Raw genomic sequence first — 20,897 nt, forward strand, 5'->3', positions numbered from 1 at the left:
CGTAGCAGCAGAACCGGGTCAGATATCTTGGATATCCCCTCGGAAAATGCCCCCGGCAACTGTACCGGTACAGTGTAGAGCGCCGGTTGTTGGCAAGGGAAGCTGGCGCTTGGGGGCAAAATCAGAGGGTGTCGCTTTATCGAAAGAAAAAGACAGAATAGCGGCGGGTGGTGTCCGGTCAAATCGGCAATCCCTGGCTTTGCTGTGCTTTTCAATCGTACTCCAATTACTACCGGGTTTTTCTGCCAGACCACCGACGTTATCATTCGCGCCGATTTCTTTTCCGGACAGTCCCATGAATCAAGAACCTAGCACCCTCTATGCCAAACTGCTTGGAGAAACTGCATCCATCACCTGGAAGGAGCTGGAGCCGTTCTTTGCCAAGGGTGCCCTGTTATGGGTCGAGCCGGCACTGGATTTGATCGCTGCCGCCGAGGCTGTCGCCCAGGACGAAGGCGATAAAGTCGCCGCCTGGCTGGCCGCCGGGCAGCTCGCCAAGCTGTCTGAAACGCGGGCGCTGGATTTTCTGGAACGCGATCCCCAGCTCTGGGCGGTGGTGGTTTCGCCGTGGATCATGATCCAGGAAAGAGCGTCGAATTGATCGGTGCACCAAATTGGGTCGTGCTTCGATCGATTAAAAGTGTGTAGCTGAGTAGCGTGATGGCACCCTGCCGTGGTGAAACGCCACAGGCTAGGGTGACGTATACGTAACGGGAACAGTTCATGGGGCGGCCTACGGGCCGCTCAATTGTTTCTGGATGTTGTTTTTTGGTGTTGTTCAGATCGCCATCGCGAGCAGGCTCGCTCCCACAGGAAGCCGCAATCCATGTGGGAGCGAGCCTGCTCGCGATAAGGGTGCCGCAGTCTTAAGCCTGCCTCAGTAAGTCTTGCCAGTATGGTTATTAAGCGAAATAACCTTGGTCTTGCCGATGCGATGACGGTAGATCTCGCGCAGGTACTTGATGGACTTCTTCACACAATCACGGGACAGGCGGATGTCGTTGATCGAGACGAACTTGTCCTTGTCGTTGATCAGCTCGCGGTATTTCTTCTCGTACATCGGCTTGATCGCGTACCAGTTGGTGTCGAGGATCTTCGCCGGATTCTCGAATTCGTTGAGCAACTCATCGATCCGGTCCTCGTCGAAGTCTTCATTGATGATGAAGTCCAGGATCGAGTTGTCCAGGGTGTCGTCGAAGCGATACGGGGTGCGGGCGAAGCAGCGTTTGATGAAGGCCACGATCAGGGTCAGGAAGTCATCCGACAGGCACGGGCTCTTGGCGATCAGGGTGGTCAGCGACAGGTTGGCCGAGGCGCCGATCACCAGCGCGTAACGCTTGAGGGTGGTGTTGGGGAACAGGCTGTTGAGGTGGGTCTTGAGCCGGTTCAGGTCCATGTAGGACAGCTTGTAGTCCTTGGGCAGCGAAACGATCGACACCACCGATGAGCAATTCTTGAAGAAGTGCAGGTCGTGCAGGGCCGCCGCGTCGTAGCCGGAGTTCTTGTACTGCTCCAGCGACGCCCGGTAGCGCTTGGATTCGATCGGCAACAGGCTGATGCCTTCGATGGCCTGGGTGACCTTGTTGAAGTGCGGCAGGTCGATGGAGCGGAAGAACAGGTCGTCGATGTTCAGGCGCGGCGGTTCTTTGTCGAACACCTTGAACTTGTCGTTGCTCGGCGCCGGGGTTTCCGGGACGACGGATTCGGCATAGGCAATCGCCACGGGACCGGCCAGGCTCATGAACAGGTCGTTGGCGTCCAGGCGGATGGTTTCGCCGATGTCGATGCCGGCGCGACGGAAATAGTTCTGGTCGTAGTCGGTGGTGACCGCCTGGGCCGTCAGGATGTTGAAGATCTGCTGGGAGATGTACTGGTTGGCGTGCTTCTCCATGGCATTGACGTCGATGTTCTGGATGTTGCCGTCATCGTTCTCTTCGGCGTAGCGCATGATGTCGTTGGAGATCAGCATCATCGCGTTCCAAGGGCGGATACGACCCATGACGCTGGCTTCGCTGCTGTCTTCGTTGGCGAAGTTGTACGAGAAATCCCATTCTTCCGACAGGTACTTGCACAGCAGGCGTCCGGCGTTGATGTGCAGGGCTTCGGACATTTCGCTGCGGTGATCGGAAATGTTCGGCAGCACGCAGATGCCGCTGGTGAAGATCGGTTCGAAGACGAAGGAATGGCCGCTTTTGCCGTCGTGCTCGTCCATCGGCTTGGTGTCGAACGTCTTGTTCATGTACGAGTGCTGCTGGGCCAGGCCGAATTCCGAGGCCATGCCCGAACCGGTACCGCCGCCGGCGCTGAAGATCGAGAAGTACAGGCGCGACTGGTTGGCCTTGATGCCGCAACTGTCGATCAGGTACGAGTGGATCATTTTCCAGTCGGGGCTGGAGAACCGTTGTGTGTCCTTGTTCAGGATGATCTTGGCCAGGTACTGGCCCAGGATCGGCGCGTTACCGGCGCCACCGGCATGGACTTCCGACAGGTCCATGATTTTCATCTTGCTGTAGTCGCGCAGGAAGCCGGTTTTTTCGCCCTTGCGCGAGAAGCGGATACGTCCGGCGATGTCCTTGTCCAGGTCGCCGAGCATCACCAGTGGCTCCACCAGGAACACGGGTTTGGTTGCCTTGCCGGTGCCCAGGCGCAGGTTGTTGCGAATCCACTGTGCAGGACGGTAGCCCTTGTCGCTGTAGGCCTTGTCTTCGTTATTGAATTCGTTGAGGTAGAACTTGCGGGCGTTGTAGACCAGCTCTGCCACGTCCAGGGCGATGTTGGAGCCGCAACGCCCCAGGCCGATCAGGCACACCGACGGGAATTCCTGCTGGTCGCGTTCGCTCTCGTCGTCCACCAGATGGGGTGGGCGCGGGAATACGGTATCGCGCAGGCCATCGAGGTTGTCGAGGATGCGGTCGGTGTTGGTCTCGGTGAAATACAGATACTGCTGCGTCGCCAGGGGACGCGAGCTGCTCGACGACTTCGGAGCCTCAGGGCCGTTGGCGGCCGGGCCCAGGGTCAGATCGGATACCGCAGTGGCTGTTTTTTTTGAGGTCATTGTGCGCCGGAACCTGAACTGGTGGGTTGGACGACCGCTGTCATCGAACCTTCGCGGATGAAAGAAGCTTCATGATGGATCGGCCACCGGGACATGATCTTTAATCAAGAACGGGCAAAATGATGGCAATTGTTACAGTTTGTTGATCGGCATCAATCAACAGGTCGTGTCCCATGGTCGGGTATCAGCGCTGCGAATGATTGGAGACAGCCCTCGCACTGCTGTCTAGATTGCAGATTCCGGGCTCGGATGCCTCGCCCATAACAATAAAGAGACGGAATCATGCAGAACTCGACCCAAGCGGCGAATGCCTGGCGCATTCTGTTCCTGTTGTTTCTGGCCAACCTGTTCAATTTCTTCGACCGCACCATCCCGGCGATCATCATCGAGCCGATCCGCATGGAATGGAGCCTCAGCGACTTCCAGATCGGCATCATCGGCACCGCGTTCACCATCGTCTACGCCATTGCCGGCCTGCCCTTGGGGCGCATGGCCGATACCGGTTCGCGCAGCAAGTTGATGGGCTGGGGCTTGGCGGCCTGGAGCGGGCTGACGGCAGTCAATGGCCTGGTGGGCAGCTTCTGGGCGTTCCTGCTGGTGCGCATGGGCATCGGCATCGGCGAAGCCAGTTACGCGCCGGCTGCCAACTCACTGATCGGCGATCTGTTCCCGGCCCATCGACGGGCGCGGGCCATGGGCATCTTCATGCTGGGCCTGCCGATCGGGTTACTGCTGGCATTCTTCACCATCGGGGCGATGGTCAAGGCCTTCGACAGCTGGCGCGCGCCATTCTTTATTGCGGCGGTGCCGGGGCTGGTGCTGGCGGTCTTCATGTTCTTTATCAAGGAGCCCAAGCGCGGTGCGGCGGAAACCGTGCCGGTGTCCCAGGAAAAAATCGACCGGCCGATCCGCCGGGTGCTGGCGATTCCCACTTTCCTGTGGCTGGTGCTGGCGGGGCTGTGTTTCAACTTCGCCACCTATGCCTGCAACTCGTTCCTGGTGCCGATGCTGCAGCGTTACTTCCTGATGCCGTTGCACGAAGCGGCTGTGGCCACCGGGATCATGGTGGGCGTGACCGGGTTGTTCGGATTGACCCTGGGCGGCTGGATCGCCGACAAGATTCATCAGCGGGTGCCCAATGGCCGTCTGCTGTTCGCCGGGTTCAGCCTGGTGGTTTCCACGCTGACGACGGCTTGGGCGCTGCATGCCGGGCGGATTGAAATCGGCGTGTTCGTCGCGGTGTTCAGCGTCGGTTGGCTGTTTGCCTATACCTTTTATACCTGTGTCTACACGGCGATCCAGGACGTTGTGGAGCCGCGTCTGCGGGCGACGGCGATGGCGTTGTTTTTTGCCGGGTTGTACCTGCTCGGCGGTGGCCTGGGGCCGGTGGTGGTCGGCGGCCTGTCGGATTACTTCGCCCGCACGGCCATGGCCGCTGCCGGCGCTCCGCAGATGACCGAGGCGTTCAAGGCCATCGGCTTGCACGACGCGATGTACCTGATTCCGGTGGCGCTGTTCATGACCATGGTGTTCCTGTTCCTGGCCTCGCGCTGTTTCGCCCGGGATGCCAAGCGGATGAAGGAGGGGATGAGCGCGCAGGTGGAGCCGGGGATTGTGGTGGCGACGGCTTGAGTGCGCCAACCTGGCAAAGAAGCTTTTTGTGGCGAGGGGATTTATCCCCGCTGGGGTGCGAAGCGCCCCCAAGTCTGTCTGCCACTACGTGATATCAGATAGACCTCAAGGGGGCTGCTGCGCAGCCCAGCGGGGATAAATCCCCTCGCCACAGTTTTTGTATTTCAACTCTGGGTTTTGTATTTCATTCAGGGTTATGTGTTTCAAGGCAACTACTGAACCTGCTCCTCCCGCCCACGCAACAATCGATTCGGCATCGCCACCGCCGCCGCCAACCCCAGCAGCGACACCGCCGCGCTGATCAGCAGCAGATGCCGGAACGTCGTCTGCAACCCCAGGCGCAAGGCGTCCTGTGCCTCGCCCGGCGCAGCGTTCAAGCCGTCCAGCAATACGTTGCCGGAATGGCCTTCGCCGATCAGCGACGCGCTGGCGAGTTGGGCGAAACCTGAGTCCTGCAGCAAGGCCAGCAGCAACGCCGACATCAGCGCCACGCCCACCGCGCCGCCGAGGGAGCGGAACAGGTTGGTGGTGCTGGTGGCGACGCCAATGTCCCGTTGTTGCACCGAGTTCTGCGAACCCACCAGTGAGGTGGGGAACTGCATGCCGGAGGCGATGCCGCCGAGCAGCATGAACAGGCTGCTGAGCCAGAACGCGTCGGGCGTTGTGCAGGCCATGCCGAGGATGGCGAAGGGAAGCAGCAGGGCGCCGCTGAGGATCATCGGTTTGTAGCGACCCGTGACCGAGGTGCGACGCCCGGCGAAATACGCGCCGATGGGCAAACCCATTGCCAGCGGCAACAGATGCAGCGCCGCGCTGTCAGCGCCGGCACCGGTCACGCTCTGAAAGCGCAACGGCATCAGCACCGTCAGGGAAATCGCTTGGAAACTGGTGAAAAAGACTGTGCACCAACACAACACCGCACTGCGGTTGACGAACAGGTGCATCGGCAGCAAGGGCTCCCGGGCGCGGCGTTCGTGCCAGACGAACACGCCCAGCGTCACCACGGCGCAACCCAGCAGTCCTAATACGCCACGGCTGTGCCAGGCCTGCCCCTGGCCGACCTGGGTGATGCCCAGCAGCAAGGCCGTCAGGCCGATGATCAGCAACACGGTGCCCAGGTAGTCGATGATCGGCGTGCGTTGCGGCACCGACAGCCCGACCAGGGTGCGACGGGCCACCAGCCAGGCACCCAGGCCCAACGGCAGGTTGATCCAGAACACCCAGCGCCACGACAGGTATTCGGTCATGTAGCCGCCCAGCACCGGCCCGGCCACGCTGGCCACCGCGTACATGCTGCTGAAGTAGCCCTGATAACGGCCACGCTCGCGGGGTGGCACGATGTCGCCGATGATTGCCTGGCTCACGGAAATCATCCCGCCGGCACCGATGCCCTGGATAATCCGCGCCAGCACCAGCTGTTCCATGCTTTGGGCCAGGCCGCAGAACAACGAGGCCAGGGTGAACAGCCCCATGCCGAACAGCATCAACGGCCTACGACCGTAGAGATCGCCCAACTTGCCGTAGATCGGCACGGCCACGGTCATGGCGACCATGTAGCCGGAAATCACCCAGGCCAACAGGCTGATGTCCTTGAACTGGGCGGAGATGGCCGGCATCGAGACGGCAACGATGGTCTGGTCCAGCGCACCGAGGAAAATCGCCAGCATCAGGGCCACCAGTACGCTGCGGATGGCGGGCTGCTGGACGTTGAGCGTATTGAGCTGAGTCACGGTAGAACCTGCGGGCATCACGCTATAGACGCGAGTGGAGATGGAGCCCGCAGTGTAAGTCGGTAGTTGGCTATTCGATAGCCTCGTAAGGAAGTCCGACGTAATTTTCTGCAATGGTTTTTCGTCCGGCTTCGGAGTCAACGAAGTACTCCAGCTCCGCTTCGCTGATGCGCTGGTTGAAGGCATCGTCATCGAAGCGGTGCAGCATCGACGTCATCCACCAGGAGAAACGCTCGGCTTTCCAGACGCGCCGCAGGCATATGGCCGAATACTGCTCCAGCAGATCCACCCGTCCTTCGCGATAGACCTTGAGCAGGATGTTGAACAGCGTGCTGACATCGCTGGCCGCCAGGTTCAGCCCCTTGGCGCCGGTGGGCGGGACGATGTGGGCGGCGTCGCCCACCAGGAACATGCGCCCGTACTGCATCGGTTCGACCACGAAGCTGCGCAGTGGCGCGATGCTCTTTTCGATGGACGGGCCGGTCACCAGGGCTTCGGCCAGATCAGTGGGCAGGCGGGTTTTCAGTTCAGTCCAGAAACGCTCGTCCGGCCAGTCGGCGACCTGTTCTTCGGCGGGCACTTGCAGGTAGTAACGGGTTCGGGTCTTGGAGCGCATGCTGCACAGGGCAAATCCACGCTCGTGACGGGCGTAGACCAATTCCTCGTGGACCGGCGGGGTGTCGGCCAGGATGCCGAGCCAGCCGAAGGGATAGACCCGTTCGAAGACCTTCAGTTTTTCCGCCGGGATGGATTGCCGCGCCACGCCATGGAAGCCGTCGCACCCGGCGATGTAGTCGCAGTCCAGACGCCAGGTTTCGCCCTGGTGCTCGAAGGTCACGAAAGGCTGGTCGGTCTGCATGTCGTGGGGTTGGGCCTTGTCGACCTGATAAAGCGTCCGCGCGCCGGCCTTTTCGCGGGCGGCCATCAGGTCGCGGGTCACTTCGGTCTGACCGTAGACCATCACGTTCTTACCGCCGGTCAGCCCCTTGAGATCGATGTGTACCCGACGGCCATTGAGGACCAGTTCGAAACCGTCATGCTCCAGGCCTTCGGCGTCCATGCGTTGGCCAACACCGGCCTGGCGCAGCAGTTCGGCCATGCCTTGCTCCAGTACGCCGGCGCGGATGCGACTCAGGACATAGTCCGGGGTCTGGCGTTCAAGGATGAGGGTGTCAATTCCGGCATTGTGCAACAACTGGCCGAGCAGCAGTCCAGAGGGGCCGGCGCCGATAATGGCGACTTGGGTCTTGAGGGTTTTCATTGTTGTTATGACTCGCACGAAGCACGCGACCAGGGCCGGTGTGGAGGGTTATGAACCGAGTCCTTGCATTTTTTCCTTGCGGGCCTGTCAATTGAAGGGGAAAACTGAGCCGATACCTGTACTTTCTGCCAATCGGTGCGATTATCGCCCGCTACCCGAGGCCGATCCTCGTTATGAAAAAACCTGACCTGCCTTCGATTCCGGTGTTCAAGCTCTACGGCGAAAGCCAGGAATGGCCGACGCCGGACCTGCTGCACTGTGAAACCATCTCCAAGCGCAGTCGCGAGCATCAGTGGGAAATCAAACCCCATCGGCATGCCGACCTCTGTCAGTTGCTGTTCGTTTTCAAGGGCCAGGCGGAGCTGGAAATCGAAGGCCTGCGTACCCGGCTCGATGTGCCGGCGGTGCAGATCCTGCCGCCGCTGTCGGTCCACGGGTTTCGTTTTTCCGAAGACGTGGAAGGTTACGTGGTGACCCTGGCGGCGCCGCTGGTGACACACCTGCAAGGGCAGCTCGGCCATTCGGTGAACATCCTGGCCCAGGCCGAGAGCTACCCGGCCGGTGAAAATGCCGACTACCTCAACAGCCTGTTCAGCGCCTTGCAGAGTGAGTACATGGGGCATCAACCGGCCCGGGAAATGCTCATGCATGCGCTGGTCAATGTGATCATGGTCTGGGTCAGCCGCCAGGTCATGCAGCGACGCACCCAGACCCAACGCCCACAGCGGGCCCGGGAATACCTCAACGGGTTCATTCAACTGGTGGAAGAGACCTATCGCCAGCACGTCAAGGTGGAAGACCTGGCCCACCGCCTGGGCATTTCCGTGTCACACCTCAACGGCACCTGTCGCGAGCTGGCCGGGCAGCCGGCGTTGCAGATCATGCATGAGCGTCAATTGCTGGAGGCCAAGCGGCTGTTGACCTACACCGGCATGACCATCTACGAGATTTCCGAGATGCTCGGGTTTTCCGACCCGACCAATTTCACCCGTCTTTTCCGCCGCCGCGTCGGCATCTCGCCCAAGGCCTTCCGGGACCGGCTCAAGACCGATCAGCCGGACGACTGAGCGCACTTCAGCGCAGGGCGTTCAGGGTCGCGTTGTGTGGGATACAGCGTTCGAAATTGCAACTGGCGTATTCACGGGGCAGTTGCCTGGCCTGCTCGACCCGGTAGGCCGCCGTGCCATACAGCGCAAGCGTGGCGGCGCAGGTCACGAAGATGGCGAGGCGTCTTTTTGTTCTGATGTTCATGGCGATGACCTCTGAACGAATACCCTGGGGTACTGTTTTCAGCATAGGTCAGCGGGGGGGAGTTGCCAGTGGGCGGGTGGGGCAGTTAACCCGGTATTCAGAACACTGATATCCCTGTGGGAGCGAGCCTGCTCGCGATAGCGGTAGATCCGTCAACATCCCTATTGACTGACACGCCGCTATCGCGAGCAGGCTCGCTCCCACAAGGGGAACAGGGTTGTCTGCAGGGGCGGTTTACGCCAGATGCTCAGGCTTCACCGGGTCACCCGGTTTCACATCCAGTTGCTTGCGCACGTCTTCGAACATTTCGTCGTACTGCGTGTGCATCGAGTCGATGCTGGCGCTCTTTGGCATGCCGTACTTCTGCGCGATGCGCGTGGCGTGCCGGGCAAAGTCGAAGGCCAGGTCCTTGGGCAGGAAAAAGGTCTCATCCACGTTCTTGTCTTCCACCGTGCCATGCAACCGGAACGACATGCCCGTGCCCTCCTTGGGATCCTGGGCCACTTCATAGTCGATGCGGAGGTTGCAGTTGAAATCATCCTTGTTCAGCGCATGACGCTCCATGTGCAGGTGACCGGGTTGGAACATGGCCATGGCGACTCTCCTTCGTAGGTATGCAAAGGCAGACCTGCTATCTGCCTGACAAGTTTCCTGTTTCGGTGGTGAGTGATGTCACCACTGCGCTCGATGTTCGCCCAGATTTGCAGCCGGCAGCGCCCATTGCAGCGGTGTGCCCATGAGTTTCATCGGCACCTGCAATCGATGCGCCGGTCCCCATGGCGTCTGTTCCACCAGCAGCCCCTGATCGTTGGCGTCTTCCGGTCGGAGCACATCCCGGCGGCCTGCGCCTTGCTCGATCAACAGCTTGGCCGTGCGTGCCAGTGACAGGCGTGCCGAACCACCGCGGCCGTTCTCCAGGCGTTGGGTCAGCAACACGATGACGCTCGCCGCCATCAGGTAACCGGTGCCGTGATCCAGCGCCTGTACCGGCAGCGGTGTCGGTTTGTCCGCGTGCTTCCAGCCCATGCCCGCCTCGGCGATGCCGCTGCTCATCTGCACCAGGCTGTCGAAGCCGCGGCGGTTCTGCCAGGGGCCGCTCCAACCGTAGGCGTTGAGGCTGACATCGATCAGGCCCGGGGCGAGCTTGTGGCGTTGTCCGGCGCCATAACCCAGTCGTTCCAAGGCATCGGCGCGGTAACCGTGCAGGAGGATGTCGGCGTCCTTGAGCAGCGCTTCGAACGTGGCGCGGTCGTCGGGCTGCTGCAGGTCGAGGCGGGCGCAGCGTTTGCCGAGGGTGACTTCCGGGACTACGCCGGGCTCGTCCCAGGTCGGCGGATCGATGCGCAGTACATCGGCGCCCAAGCCTGCGAGGAACCGACTGGCGATGGGCCCCGCGAGCACCCGTGTCAGGTCCAGCACCTTGAGGCCCGCCAATGGCCGGGCCACGGAGCCGAGCCAGGGTTTGTGGTGTTCCTCGTCGGTTTGGGCGAAGTGCACCAGCGGCTCGGCACTCACTGCCCTGCCTTGGGGATGTGCTTGCCATGCCAGCGCCGAACGCATCTCGGCGGCGCAGCCACCGGCGTCGACCACCGCTTGTTCCAGCTCGGTCTTGTTCCAGCGGGCCACTTTGCTTGCCATGTCGGCGCGATCAAGGCAGGGGCCGAGGACTTTTTCCGCGGCCAGGCGATGATGCGGTGCATTGGTGTGCAGGCGAATCCAGCCGTCGGCGGTGGCGTAGTCGCCCGCCACCGGGTCCCACATCGGCGGCACGCTCCAGCCGATCGGCCGCAGGGACGTGGCGAACCAGAACGAGGCCAGGCGTCGGTCGACCTCGAGGGGCGGCAAGCGGCCGGTTTGCTGGCAAATGAGTGCTGCGCTCGCCTGGCCGGCCACGGCGATACTGGCACAGGCCAGCTCCGTGACGGCGAACGCCGAAGGCAGGGCACCTTCACCGCTGAAGGGGATCGGAGTCGTGGGCAAGCCGAGGGCGGCTTGCATGGACGCGAGTAGATCTGTCATCGAAGGCCCTCCGGGTTTGAGAGGCCGAGCATAGATCAAAACGGTTTATCCGGGCGTCTGTGCTGTTGCAGACGGACGGGACCAGAGCCACAGGTTGCCCGCGCCCATGCCCGTCAGGGCCAGGTACACCGGCCAGCCGTGATTGAGCGTCGCCAGCATCAATGCGGCGCAGAACAACATGCTGAGGGTTGCGCCAATCTTGGCCCGACGCGGGATGACCTTGCCGTTGCGCCAGTTGTGCAGCATCGGCCCGAACAGGCGATGGTTCTCCAGCCAGGCACTCAGGCGCGGCGAACTGCGAGTCGCGGCCCAGGCGGCCAGCAGGATGAACTCGGTCGTCGGCAGGCCGGGCACGACAATGGCGACCAGGCCGATGGCGAGGCTTACGTAGGCGAGCAGGCCGAAGAGTAGTTGGGCGGGTTTTGAGGGACGGTTCATCAGCACCTTTCAGCTATACACATTTCCCTGTGGGAGCGAGCCTGCTCGCGAAGACGGTAGATCCTCCAACATCTCTGTTGACTGACACTCCGCTATCGCGAGCAGGCTCGCTCCCACAGGGGAAAGGGGTCATAGAAAAATCACCGTTCAGGCGGGTTCAGCGGCGTAGGCCTGTTCCAGCAGCACCGTAAACCGGTTGAAGGCGTCCAGCGCACCTTTGTCCGCCTCGGCTTCCTGCTGTTCGGTGAGAGGCAGCTCGTCGAGGATACGGGTGAAGGTCTTCCAGCCTTCGGCACGGCCGCCCGCCGGTTCGGCCAGGTGGCGGGCGCCGAAGGTTTCGCTCAGCCCCAGGCCCACTGCGCGCTTGATCAGGAACGCCGCGCCCAGTTTCGAACCTTCCGAAACGAACAACCAGCCCAGGGCCTCGGCCTGGGTTGGGTTTTTCAGCGCACCGGCCACCGGGGCCGGGACGTCGGTGCCCAGGTCCGCCAGGTCGGCCTTGGCGGCTTCGGCACGGCAGCGGGCGGGCAGGTCGGGGACCAGGACGGACAGTTGCGGGTCGTTGTACAGCGCCACCAGTTCCGACTGGAACAGGTACTGAGCGACAACGAAGCGGGCAAAGCTGGCCGGGGTTGCGAACGGGGCGTGGGCCTTGACCAGGGCGTCGAGTTTGCCGTGGGGTTCGTGGGTGATCTGGTTCAGGCGTTGGGAGCGGGAGGTGGGGCGTTGGGTGTTCATGAGAGTTCCTAGGAATGAAAACGGATTGCTGTTGTTGCAGGGGACTCATTTGTTGCAGGAGATTTATTTGTGGCGAGGGGATTTATCCCCGCTGGGGCGCGCAGCGGCCCTGTTTTTTTGGGGCTGCTGCGCAGCCCAGCGGGGATAAATCCCCTCGCCACAGATAAATCCTTAGCCACAAGGGAGGTACAGGCGGATCAGATATCCCAGATCAGGTTGACCGCGAAGTTGCGCCCGGGCGCCGTCAGGCGGTCGAGGTTGGCGGGGCTCAGCACGGCCGCTTCGCCGACGCTGTCGTAGCCACGCACGTCATCCCACAGCCAATACTTTTTGTCGGTGAGGTTGTAGAGGCCGCCGCTGACGGTGACGTCCTGGGTCACCTTGTAGAACCCGCTCAAGTCGAGAATCCCGAAACCCGGCGTCTTAAACTGGCTGCTGACGCCATCGGGCGAGTTGAAGTTGCTGTCGTCGACACGGTTCTTCTTCTTGACTAGGGTCCAACTGAGCAAGGTGCCGTAGTCGTCCTGCTCGTAGCCCAGGCCAAACACGCCGGTCAGCGGGTTGACGCTGTTGATCGGCTCGCCGGTGTCGTCGTTGCGACCGTAGGCGTAGGCCACCGACCCCTGGGTATAGAGGCCTTGGGGCGCGCCCAATACGTCGAGGTCCAGGCGGCCCTTGACCTCGGCGCCCTTGATGGTGGCGTGCTTGATGTTGTTGCTCTGGAAGGTCAACTGATCGGCGCCGGGGGTGATGGCGTCTTCGTTGATGAAATCGCGGTACTTGTTGTAGAACACCGCCACATCGAATGAGCCGGAGTCGAAACGGCCCCGCAACCCGGTCTCGTAGCTTTTGCTTTTTTCCGCTTCCAGGTCAGGGTTGGGTTCCACGCTGTAGCCGACCCCGGGGTTATCGAAACGGCCGTACAGGGCCTTGGCGGTCGGGGTGCGGAAACCTTCGGCGTACTGGCCATACCCGGTGTACTGGTCGGTAAAGGCATAGGTCAGGCCGAACTTGGGCGAGACGCGATGCCAGGTCTTGTTGCTGTCGCTGACCTGGCCGCCACTGGTAGGGTCCACGGTGTTGAGGAAGGCCTGGGTGAGGTGCGGCTTGAGCTGGGTGTAGTCGTAGCGCAGGCCCGGGGTGAAGGTCCACTTGTCCCAACGGATCTGGTCCTGGGCAAACAGGCTGTAGGTGTTGATGGTCGGGTCCGGGAAGTCACTGGCTTTTGCCAGCACGTCTCGCGTGCTGATGGCGCCGACGGCGGAACAACCCACGCCGACCGCCAGGCACACGCCATTGCCGCTGCGCGAGCCGGTGACTTTCTGTTGCTTGATCGTGGTGCCATAGGTCAGCGCGTGATCGGTGTCGGCGAGGCTGAAGGCCTTGTCCAGTTGTGCATCGAAAACCCATTGTTTTTCTTCGTAGAGGGTTTCCCGGGTACGCAGCACCCGGCGGGTGATCGGGAAGTAGAACTCGGCGGTGCCCTGGTCGGTCTTGGCGACCTGATGGTTCAGGCTCCATTTGATGTTGTCGGCCAGCAGGCTGTCGAGGGCGAAGCTGTGCTCCAGGCCGAAACGCTCGCGGGTGATAGTGTCATTACCGGTGCGCCACTGGTACATGCCGCCCGGCAGGATGCTCGCGGGAATGGCCGGTTGACCGTTGGAGAAGGGGCCGCCGTAGGCGCTTTTCAGATCGCTGTCGCGGTCATCCTTGTACTTCTCGTAGACCAGGCCCAGGCGCGCGTCGTCGCTGTAGTTCCAGCCGAGTTTGGCCAGAACGTTGTTGGCTCTCACGTCTTCCGGGTTGGCGGCGGTGCGGTCCAGGCCGGTGCCGTTGTGGCTGCCGTAGGATTCGGTTTCATGGCCGTCGCGCTGGCTGTAGTGCAGCAGGCCATCGAATGTCCCGCTGCGGCCGGCGACGGTGGCGGATTTGAGCCAGCTTTCGTCGGCAGAGCTGTAGCCGGTCTTCAGGCGGGCACCGACGTCCTGGCCGGGCTTGATGATGTCATCCGGATCCAGGGTGAAGTAGCTGACGGCACCGCCGATGGCATTGCTGCCATAGAGCACCGAGGCCGGACCGCGAAGAATTTCCACGCGCTTGATGATCTCCGGGTCGACGTAGTTGCGCTGGGTCTTGGCGTAGGGGCCGTTGAAGAAGCCATCGGGAATTGCCACGCCGTCGACCTGGGTCAGGATCCGATTGCCGTCGATGCCGCGGATGTTGTAGCCGCTGATGCCGCCGCGCTGGCCCGCGCCGCCCACCGACACGCCGGGCTCGTAGCGCACCAGGTCCTTGAGGGTGTTGACGTTATTGCGGTCCAGTGCCTGGCGATCGTGGACGCTGACGGTACTGGGTACACCGCTGATGTCCTGCTCCTGGCGGGTGGCGCTGATGGTCATCTGTTGCAGGTTCAGCACGTTGCTGGCGCTGCGCTTCTCCAGGACGATGCTGTTGTTGCCCAGCTTGCGGTAGCTCAAGTCGGTCCCCACCAGCAGGCGCTCCAGGGCTTTCTCCGGTGGCAGCGAGCCGTTGACGCCGGGCGACGCGACACCTTCAGCCAGTTCTGCCGGCAGGCCCACTTGCCAGCCCGTGACGGCGGTGAATGCATTCAGGGCTGAAACCAGTGGCTGTTGGGCGATGGCGAAGGTGTAGTCGCCGATGTTGCGTGCAGGCGGTTGCGTCGCGGCGGCCAGGGTGGCGGGCGCGGTGCCGGCCATCAGGATGGCGGCGGTCAGCAACGACAGCGTGCGGGAAGGGGCAAGGAACCGGCAGGTAAGGCGAGAGGACATCGATAGCGCTCCGTGTCGCATCTGTTATAGGTGCAGATTGGCATCGATAGATGCGAATCAATTGCATTGGCTATAACGAGACGAATCAGCGAAGGCTATCGAGTAAAAATAATTCTCATTTAGTTCAGGATCACCAGTGCCGGGAATTCTTGAAGCCGCGCAGAGGTGATGTGCGCCAGGGAGCGAACCACGTCCAGCGGCTGGTCGAGGCGGTAATTGCCGGTCACCGTGACCTGGGCCAGTTGCTCGTTGCGGTTGATGATCCAGCCGGGATAGTAGCGCCGCAGTTCGGCCAGGACCTGGCTCAGCGGTCGGTTCTCGAACACCAGCCGACCCTGGACCCAGGCCAGGTCGGTGCCGGCATCGAGCGGGGCCGGGCGGTCGAAGCCGTGGGGGCCGATGCGGATGCTTTCCCCGGCCGAGAGCCGGACATGGGTGTCGTTGCGGTTGGCCCGCAGTTCCACATCGCCGCGCTGGACCTGGACCTGGGCCACGCCGTCGAGGTAGCGCACGGCGAACGTGGTGTTGCTGACACTGGCGGTGACCGGCCCGGCGTCGATCTCCAGTGGCAGGCTGCGATTGTCGGGCACCTCGAAAAACGCCTCGCCCTTGTACAGCCGGGCCACATGGCGCTGTTTGTCGAACGTGCTGGAAAAGGCCGAGTCGGTGTTGAGCAGGACCTTGGAGCCATCCTCCAGCTGCAGGCGCTGGCGTTCACCGACCACCGTCAGGTGATCGGCCTGGAAATGCAGGGGCAGGTCGCTGAAATTGAACAGGCCGAGGAACAGCACGGCGGCGGTGGCCAGGGGTTTCCAGTGGGCGCGCAGGCGTGACAGCGCGGTCACCCTGGGCGTGGCCTGGAGCCGCCGGGCACTCTCCTTCACTTGCGGGCCGTTCCAGAGGGTCTGGGCCCGGACGAACGCTTCGCCATGGCGCGGATCGGCCGCCAACCAGACCTGGAATTGCCGGGTCTGCTCCTGGCTGGGGTTGTCCAGCAGGACCAGCCAGTCCAGCGCCTGCTCCATGGCGTGGGCGGTGTCCTGCGCTGACGCAGATTCGGAAGAGCGGTGATTATCCGTCACGGTGGTTCCTCGCAGTGTCTTTGCACGGCTGTTTCGAATTTTCTTGAGGATTCAGTCGATGTCCAGGCGTTCTGCCACGCGGATACAGATCGTCATGATCAGCTTCAGTTCCTTTTGCACGGTACTCAGGGACACACCCAACGCTGCGGCGATGTCCTGATAACCATGACCGTGCAGGCGGCTGAGGATGAAAATCTGCTGTTGGCGCGGGCTCAGCGCTTGCAGGCTGACGTTGAGGCGCTCGAGCATCTGTTCGGCATGGGCGGCATCCTCGGCGCTGCTCTGGGGAGCGATCACATTGTGAACGATCTCCAGGGGCACGTCGTCCAGCACGGTACGGGACTGTATGCGCCGGGCACGCAAGTGATCCCGCGCCAGGTTGCGGGCGGTCTGGAAGACAAAGGGTTCGAGGTGCTCGACTGTGCGTTCGGCCAATGCGCGAGAGACGCGCAAATAGGTTTCCTGGAGCAGGTCCTCGGCGGTACTGGGGTTGTTGACCATGCGTTCGAGGGTGCGCAGCAGGGGCGTGCGCTGGGCGAGGAAGACGTGGTGAAAGCGCGATTGACTCACGGTAAGGCCCGATCCGGTTCGAGTGGATGATAATGCTTATCATCTACTCGGCAGGTCAAGCGTAGATTCCGTCAGGTGATGTGTAGGAGCTGTCGAGTGCAACGAGGCTGCGATCTTGTCCCAGACAATTAAGTCGTGAGCGAAAGATCAAAAGATCAAAAGATCAAAAGATCAAAAGATCGCAGCCTCGTTGCACTCGACAGCTCCTACAGGGGCATCCCTACATCCGTGGCGGTATTTATTCGGCGTTACACAACGCCAGACAGTTATCCAGCATCCGATTGGAGAAGCCCCACTCGTTGTCATACCAGGCCAGTACCTTGAGCAGCTTGCCGCTGACCTTGGTGTGGTTGGCGTCGAAGATCGACGACAGCGGGTTGTGGTTGAAGTCGCTGGAAACCAGCGGCAGGGTGTTATAGCCGAGGATCTTCGAATGCTGGCTGGCCTGGCGCAGCAGTTCGTTGACGTCTTCGGCCGACGCTTCGCGCTTGAGCTGCACGGTCAGGTCCACCAGGGACACGTTGATCACCGGCACGCGCACGGCCATGCCGGTCAGCTTGCCCGCCAGTTCCGGCAGTACCAGGCCGACCGCTTCGGCGGCGCCGGTCTTGCTCGGGATCATGTTCTGGGTGGCCGAACGGGCGCGGTACGGGTCGGTGTGGTAGACGTCGGTCAGGTTCTGGTCGTTGGTGTAGGCATGGATGGTGGTCATCAGGCCGCTTTCGATGCCCAGCTCGCGGTGCAGCACCTGGGCCACCGGGGCCAGGCAGTTGGTGGTGCACGACGCGTTGGAAATGATCTGGTGGGACTGGCGCAGGATGTCATGGTTCACGCCATACACCACGGTGGCGTCGGCGCCCTTGGCCGGGGCCGAGATGATCACCTTGCGGGCACCGGCGCTGATGTGCGCGGCAGCCTTGGCGCGGTCGGTGAACAGGCCGGTGCACTCGAACACCACGTCGATCTTCTCGGCGGCCCAGGGCAGTTCGGCCGGGTTGCGGATGGCGCTGACCGAGATGCGGTCGCCATTGACCGTCAGGCTTTCGTTATCGTGCTGCACTTCGGCGTCGAACGTGCCGTGAACGGTGTCGTACTTGAGCAGATGGGCATTGATCGCGCTGTCGCCCAGGTCGTTGATGGCGACAATCTGCAAGTCGCGACGATAGCCTTGGGTATACAGTGCACGGAGGACGTTGCGGCCGATGCGGCCAAAACCATTGATTGCGATTCGAAGAGTCATTAACTGCGCTGCCGTCGATTTGTTGTTGGAATTACAAGATTATTCGCATAAAAATAGAAAACAAGCCTTTTTGATGGCAATATTTTGTTTTATCTACAACGAGTGACCTGAATCAACTGGTCCGATTGGTCAAAACCGTTTGTCGCCTTCCCTGTCCCAGGGGGCGCAGCCGGTCTTGACCAGCATAGACAATCAGGTCGCCACACCCGTTAGCCTGGAGTTCTACACATGCATCCCCGCGTCCTTGAGGTCACCGAACGGCTTATCGCCCGCAGCCGCGCCACGCGTCAGGCTTACCTTGCATTGATCCGCGGTGCTGCCAGCGACGGTCCGATGCGCGGCAAGCTGCAGTGCGCCAACTTCGCCCATGGTGTGGCCGGTTGCGGCAGCGAAGACAAGCATCACCTGCGGATGATGAACGCCGCCAACATCGCCATCGTGTCGTCCTATAACGACATGCTCTCGGCCCACCAGCCCTACGAAACCTTCCCGGAACAGATCAAGAAAGCCCTGCGCGAGATCGGCTCGGTCGGCCAGTTCGCGGGCGGTACGCCGGCCATGTGCGACGGCGTGACCCAGGGCGAGGCGGGGATGGAGCTGAGCCTGCCGAGTCGCGAAGTGATCGCCATGTCCACGGCGGTGGCGTTGTCCCATAACATGTTCGACGGCGCGCTGATGCTCGGCATCTGCGACAAGATCGTCCCGGGCCTGATGATGGGAGCCCTGCGCTTCGGTCACCTGCCGACGATTTTCGTGCCCGGCGGGCCGATGGTTTCCGGCATCTCCAACAAGGAAAAGGCCGACGTGCGCCAGCGCTACGCCGAGGGCAAGGCCACCCGCGAGCAACTGCTGGAGTCGGAGATGAAGTCCTACCACAGCCCTGGCACCTGCACCTTCTACGGCACCGCCAACACCAACCAATTGCTGATGGAAGTGATGGGCCTGCACTTGCCGGGCGCCTCGTTCGTCAACCCGAACACCCCGCTGCGCGATGCCCTGACCCGCGAAGCGGCGTTCCAGGTGACGCGCATGACCAAGCAGAGCGGCAACTTCATGCCCATCGGTGAAATCGTCGACGAACGCTCGCTGGTCAACTCCATCGTTGCGCTGCACGCCACTGGCGGCTCGACCAACCACACCTTGCACATGCCGGCCATCGCCATGGCGGCGGGCATCCAGTTGACCTGGCAGGACATGGCCGACCTCTCCGAGGTGGTGCCGACCCTGAGCCACGTCTACCCGAACGGCAAGGCCGACATCAACCACTTCCAGGCGGCGGGCGGCATGTCGTTCCTGATTCGCGAACTGCTGGAAGCCGGTCTGCTCCACGAAAACGTCAACACCGTGCTCGGTCACGGCCTGAGCCGCTACACCCAGGAACCGTTCCTGGAGAATGGCGAACTGGTGTGGCGCGACGGCCCGATCGAAAGCCTCGACGAAAACATCCTGCGCCCGGTGGCCCGTGCGTTCTCGCCAGAAGGCGGGTTGCGGGTGATGGAAGGCAACCTGGGCCGTGGCGTGATGAAAGTCTCCGCCGTCGCGCTGGAAAACCAGATCGTCGAAGCCCCGGCCATGGTCTTCCAGGACCAGCAGGACCTGGCGGACGCGTTCAAGGCCGGGCTGCTGGAGAAGGATTTTGTCGCGGTGATGCGCTTCCAGGGCCCGCGCTCCAACGGCATGCCGGAGCTGCACAAGATGACCCCGTTCCTCGGTTCGCTGCAGGATCGCGGTTTCAAAGTGGCGCTGGTCACCGACGGGCGCATGTCCGGCGCCTCGGGGAAAATCCCGGCGGCGATCCATGTCAGCCCCGAAGCTTATGTCGGCGGCGCGTTGGCCCGGGTGCAGGAGGGCGATATCATCCGCGTCGATGGCGTCAAAGGCACCCTGGAGTTGAAGGTGGACGCCGAGGAATTTGCCGCACGCGAGCCGGCCAAGGGCCTGTTGGGCAACAACATCGGCACCGGTCGCGAGCTGTTCGGCTTCATGCGCACGGCCTTCAGCTCGGCAGAGCAGGGCGCCAGCGCCTTCACGGCTGCACTGGAGACGATTAATTGAAACTGGCTCTGGTCGGTGACATCGGTGGGACCAACGCACGTTTCGCGTTGTGGAAAAACCACAACCTGGAGAACGTCCAGGTGCTGGCGACGGCGGATTACGCCTGCCCTGAAGATGCCATCAAGGTGTACCTGAGTGGCATGGGCCTGGCGCCTGGTGCCATCGGCTCGGTGTGCCTGTCGGTGGCCGGCCCGGTGGCGGGTGACCTGTTTCGCTTCACCAACAACCACTGGCGCCTGAGCAACCTGGCGTTCTGCAAGACCTTGCAGGTAGAGAAGCTGTTGCTGGTCAACGACTTCTCGGCCATGGCCCTGGGCATGACCCGCTTGCGTCCCGATGAATACCGGGTCGTCTGCGAAGGCACCCCGGAACCGATGCGTCCGGCGGTGGTGATCGGGCCAGGCACGGGGCTGGGCGTCGGTACATTGCTGGACCTGGGCGACGGCCGCTTTGCGGCATTGCCGGGGGAGGGTGGGCATGTCGACCTGCCCATGAGCAGCCCGCGGGAAACCCAGCTCTGGCAGCACATCTACAACGAGATCGGTCACGTCAGCGCCGAAACCGCCTTGAGTGGCAGCGGCTTGCCCCGGGTGTACCGGGCGATCTGCGCGGTGGACGGGCATGAACCGCTGCTCGATACGCCCGAATCCATTACCGCCGCCGGCCTGGCCGGCGACCCCATCGCCCTGGAAGTGCTGGAGCAGTTCTGTCGCTGGCTGGGGCGCGTGGCCGGCAACAATGTACTGACGGTGGGCGGGCGAGGCGGTGTATACATCGTCGGCGGGGTGATCCCCCGGTTTGCCGACTTCTTCCTCGAAAGCGGCTTCGCCCGCTGCTTCGCCGACAAGGGTTGCATGAGCGATTACTTCAAGGGCATTCCGGTCTGGCTGGTGACGGCGCCGTACTCCGGCCTGATGGGCGCGGGCGTGGCGTTGGAGCAATCGGCCAGCTGAAATGCAGTCCCCTGTGGGAGCGAGCCTGCTCGCGATAGCGGAGTGTCATTCACTATTGAGGTAACTGACACGCCGCTATCGCGA

Annotated in this window: 18 protein-coding genes; 5 read left to right on the forward strand and 13 right to left on the reverse strand. The window is 62.1% G+C overall.

What is annotated here, in order from left to right:
• Positions 1 to 18 precede the first annotated feature (18 nt).
• On the reverse strand, positions 19 to 297 hold the full coding sequence (locus LOY67_RS06220) for a hypothetical protein (RefSeq protein ID WP_265066404.1): 279 nt from the start codon (positions 295 to 297) through the stop codon (positions 19 to 21).
• On the opposite strand from LOY67_RS06220, the gene LOY67_RS06225 reads away from it, so the two are divergent.
• The gene (locus LOY67_RS06225; protein WP_265066405.1) at positions 296 to 601 is read left to right on the forward strand and encodes a DUF2288 domain-containing protein; all 306 of its coding nucleotides are present in this window, start codon (positions 296 to 298) and stop codon (positions 599 to 601) included. The two genes, LOY67_RS06220 and LOY67_RS06225, sit on opposite strands and share 2 nt — an antisense overlap.
• A 276-nt stretch (positions 602 to 877) precedes the next feature.
• Here the strand turns inward: LOY67_RS06225 and LOY67_RS06230 are convergent, their stop codons facing one another.
• Complete coding sequence (locus LOY67_RS06230) at positions 878 to 3,055, reverse strand: hypothetical protein (protein ID WP_265066406.1); 2,178 nt, start codon at positions 3,053 to 3,055, stop codon at positions 878 to 880.
• 282 nt (positions 3,056 to 3,337) lie between these two features.
• Between LOY67_RS06230 and LOY67_RS06235 the strand changes: the two genes are divergently transcribed.
• Positions 3,338 to 4,687: a spinster family MFS transporter gene (locus LOY67_RS06235; protein WP_265066407.1), complete on the forward strand. Its 1,350-nt coding sequence runs from the start codon at positions 3,338 to 3,340 to the stop codon at positions 4,685 to 4,687.
• Positions 4,688 to 4,899: 212 nt separating this feature from the next.
• Here LOY67_RS06235 and LOY67_RS06240 read toward each other — a convergent pair whose 3' ends face one another.
• Positions 4,900 to 6,435 (reverse strand): MDR family MFS transporter, encoded by a 1,536-nt coding sequence (locus LOY67_RS06240; RefSeq protein ID WP_413776163.1) that lies wholly within the window; start codon positions 6,433 to 6,435, stop codon positions 4,900 to 4,902.
• A 52-nt stretch (positions 6,436 to 6,487) separates the two neighbouring features.
• Positions 6,488 to 7,678: a 4-hydroxybenzoate 3-monooxygenase gene (pobA, locus tag LOY67_RS06245; protein ID WP_265066409.1), complete on the reverse strand. Its 1,191-nt coding sequence runs from the start codon at positions 7,676 to 7,678 to the stop codon at positions 6,488 to 6,490.
• Between the two features lie 173 nt (positions 7,679 to 7,851).
• Between pobA and LOY67_RS06250 the strand changes: the two genes are divergently transcribed.
• Positions 7,852 to 8,745 carry a helix-turn-helix domain-containing protein gene (locus tag LOY67_RS06250; protein ID WP_265066410.1) on the forward strand — a complete coding sequence of 298 codons (894 nt, stop codon included), beginning with the start codon at positions 7,852 to 7,854 and terminating at the stop codon, positions 8,743 to 8,745.
• A gap of 7 nt (positions 8,746 to 8,752) precedes the next feature.
• Here LOY67_RS06250 and LOY67_RS06255 read toward each other — a convergent pair whose 3' ends face one another.
• The 9 genes from LOY67_RS06255 to gap all read right to left on the reverse strand — a co-directional run bounded on the left by LOY67_RS06255 (position 8,753) and on the right by gap (position 17,805).
• On the reverse strand, positions 8,753 to 8,929 hold the full coding sequence (locus LOY67_RS06255) for a hypothetical protein (RefSeq protein WP_162843618.1): 177 nt from the start codon (positions 8,927 to 8,929) through the stop codon (positions 8,753 to 8,755).
• Positions 8,930 to 9,163: 234 nt separating this feature from the next.
• Positions 9,164 to 9,523, reverse strand: coding sequence for a DUF5064 family protein (locus LOY67_RS06260; protein ID WP_265066411.1), 360 nt, complete (start codon positions 9,521 to 9,523; stop codon positions 9,164 to 9,166).
• Between the two features lie 78 nt (positions 9,524 to 9,601).
• Complete coding sequence (locus LOY67_RS06265; RefSeq protein ID WP_265066412.1) at positions 9,602 to 10,948, reverse strand: CoA transferase; 1,347 nt, start codon at positions 10,946 to 10,948, stop codon at positions 9,602 to 9,604.
• 45 nt (positions 10,949 to 10,993) lie between these two features.
• Positions 10,994 to 11,386: a YbaN family protein gene (locus LOY67_RS06270; RefSeq protein WP_265066413.1), complete on the reverse strand. Its 393-nt coding sequence runs from the start codon at positions 11,384 to 11,386 to the stop codon at positions 10,994 to 10,996.
• Positions 11,387 to 11,533: 147 nt separating this feature from the next.
• A complete protein-coding gene (locus LOY67_RS06275; protein WP_265066414.1) occupies positions 11,534 to 12,124 on the reverse strand; it encodes a biliverdin-producing heme oxygenase in 591 nt (196 codons plus the stop codon).
• Positions 12,125 to 12,321: 197 nt separating this feature from the next.
• A complete protein-coding gene (locus LOY67_RS06280; RefSeq protein ID WP_265066415.1) occupies positions 12,322 to 14,913 on the reverse strand; it encodes a TonB-dependent receptor in 2,592 nt (863 codons plus the stop codon).
• 119 nt (positions 14,914 to 15,032) lie between these two features.
• A complete protein-coding gene (locus tag LOY67_RS06285; RefSeq protein ID WP_265066416.1) occupies positions 15,033 to 15,995 on the reverse strand; it encodes a FecR family protein in 963 nt (320 codons plus the stop codon).
• Positions 15,996 to 16,046: 51 nt separating this feature from the next.
• Positions 16,047 to 16,565 carry an RNA polymerase sigma factor gene (locus LOY67_RS06290; RefSeq protein ID WP_265066417.1) on the reverse strand — a complete coding sequence of 173 codons (519 nt, stop codon included), beginning with the start codon at positions 16,563 to 16,565 and terminating at the stop codon, positions 16,047 to 16,049.
• A gap of 238 nt (positions 16,566 to 16,803) precedes the next feature.
• Positions 16,804 to 17,805 (reverse strand): type I glyceraldehyde-3-phosphate dehydrogenase, encoded by a 1,002-nt coding sequence (gap, locus tag LOY67_RS06295; protein WP_265066418.1) that lies wholly within the window; start codon positions 17,803 to 17,805, stop codon positions 16,804 to 16,806.
• 228 nt (positions 17,806 to 18,033) lie between these two features.
• On the opposite strand from gap, the gene edd reads away from it, so the two are divergent.
• The gene (gene edd / locus LOY67_RS06300; RefSeq protein WP_265066419.1) at positions 18,034 to 19,860 is read left to right on the forward strand and encodes a phosphogluconate dehydratase; all 1,827 of its coding nucleotides are present in this window, start codon (positions 18,034 to 18,036) and stop codon (positions 19,858 to 19,860) included.
• A complete protein-coding gene (locus tag LOY67_RS06305) occupies positions 19,857 to 20,813 on the forward strand; it encodes a glucokinase (protein ID WP_265066420.1) in 957 nt (318 codons plus the stop codon). Before edd ends, LOY67_RS06305 begins: the two co-directional genes overlap by 4 nt.
• Positions 20,814 to 20,897: the final 84 nt, after the last annotated feature.

Source organism: Pseudomonas sp. B21-056, assembly GCF_026016325.1.
Taxonomy (GTDB): Bacteria; Pseudomonadota; Gammaproteobacteria; order Pseudomonadales; family Pseudomonadaceae; genus Aquipseudomonas.

Coding starts and splice junctions, on each gene's coding strand:
- LOY67_RS06225 (WP_265066405.1), top strand. CDS start 296: ATGAATCAAGAACCTAGCACCCTCTATGCCAAACTGCTTGGAGAAACT.
- LOY67_RS06250 (WP_265066410.1), top strand. CDS start 7,852: ATGAAAAAACCTGACCTGCCTTCGATTCCGGTGTTCAAGCTCTACGGC.
- gap (WP_265066418.1), bottom strand. CDS start 17,805: ATGACTCTTCGAATCGCAATCAATGGTTTTGGCCGCATCGGCCGCAAC.
- LOY67_RS06275 (WP_265066414.1), bottom strand. CDS start 12,124: ATGAACACCCAACGCCCCACCTCCCGCTCCCAACGCCTGAACCAGATC.
- LOY67_RS06235 (WP_265066407.1), top strand. CDS start 3,338: ATGCAGAACTCGACCCAAGCGGCGAATGCCTGGCGCATTCTGTTCCTG.
- LOY67_RS06255 (WP_162843618.1), bottom strand. CDS start 8,929: ATGAACATCAGAACAAAAAGACGCCTCGCCATCTTCGTGACCTGCGCC.
- LOY67_RS06220 (WP_265066404.1), bottom strand. CDS start 297: ATGGGACTGTCCGGAAAAGAAATCGGCGCGAATGATAACGTCGGTGGT.
- LOY67_RS06265 (WP_265066412.1), bottom strand. CDS start 10,948: ATGACAGATCTACTCGCGTCCATGCAAGCCGCCCTCGGCTTGCCCACG.
- LOY67_RS06240 (WP_413776163.1), bottom strand. CDS start 6,435: ATGCCCGCAGGTTCTACCGTGACTCAGCTCAATACGCTCAACGTCCAG.
- LOY67_RS06280 (WP_265066415.1), bottom strand. CDS start 14,913: ATGTCCTCTCGCCTTACCTGCCGGTTCCTTGCCCCTTCCCGCACGCTG.
- LOY67_RS06230 (WP_265066406.1), bottom strand. CDS start 3,055: ATGACCTCAAAAAAAACAGCCACTGCGGTATCCGATCTGACCCTGGGC.
- edd (WP_265066419.1), top strand. CDS start 18,034: ATGCATCCCCGCGTCCTTGAGGTCACCGAACGGCTTATCGCCCGCAGC.
- LOY67_RS06260 (WP_265066411.1), bottom strand. CDS start 9,523: ATGGCCATGTTCCAACCCGGTCACCTGCACATGGAGCGTCATGCGCTG.
- pobA (WP_265066409.1), bottom strand. CDS start 7,678: ATGAAAACCCTCAAGACCCAAGTCGCCATTATCGGCGCCGGCCCCTCT.
- LOY67_RS06270 (WP_265066413.1), bottom strand. CDS start 11,386: ATGAACCGTCCCTCAAAACCCGCCCAACTACTCTTCGGCCTGCTCGCC.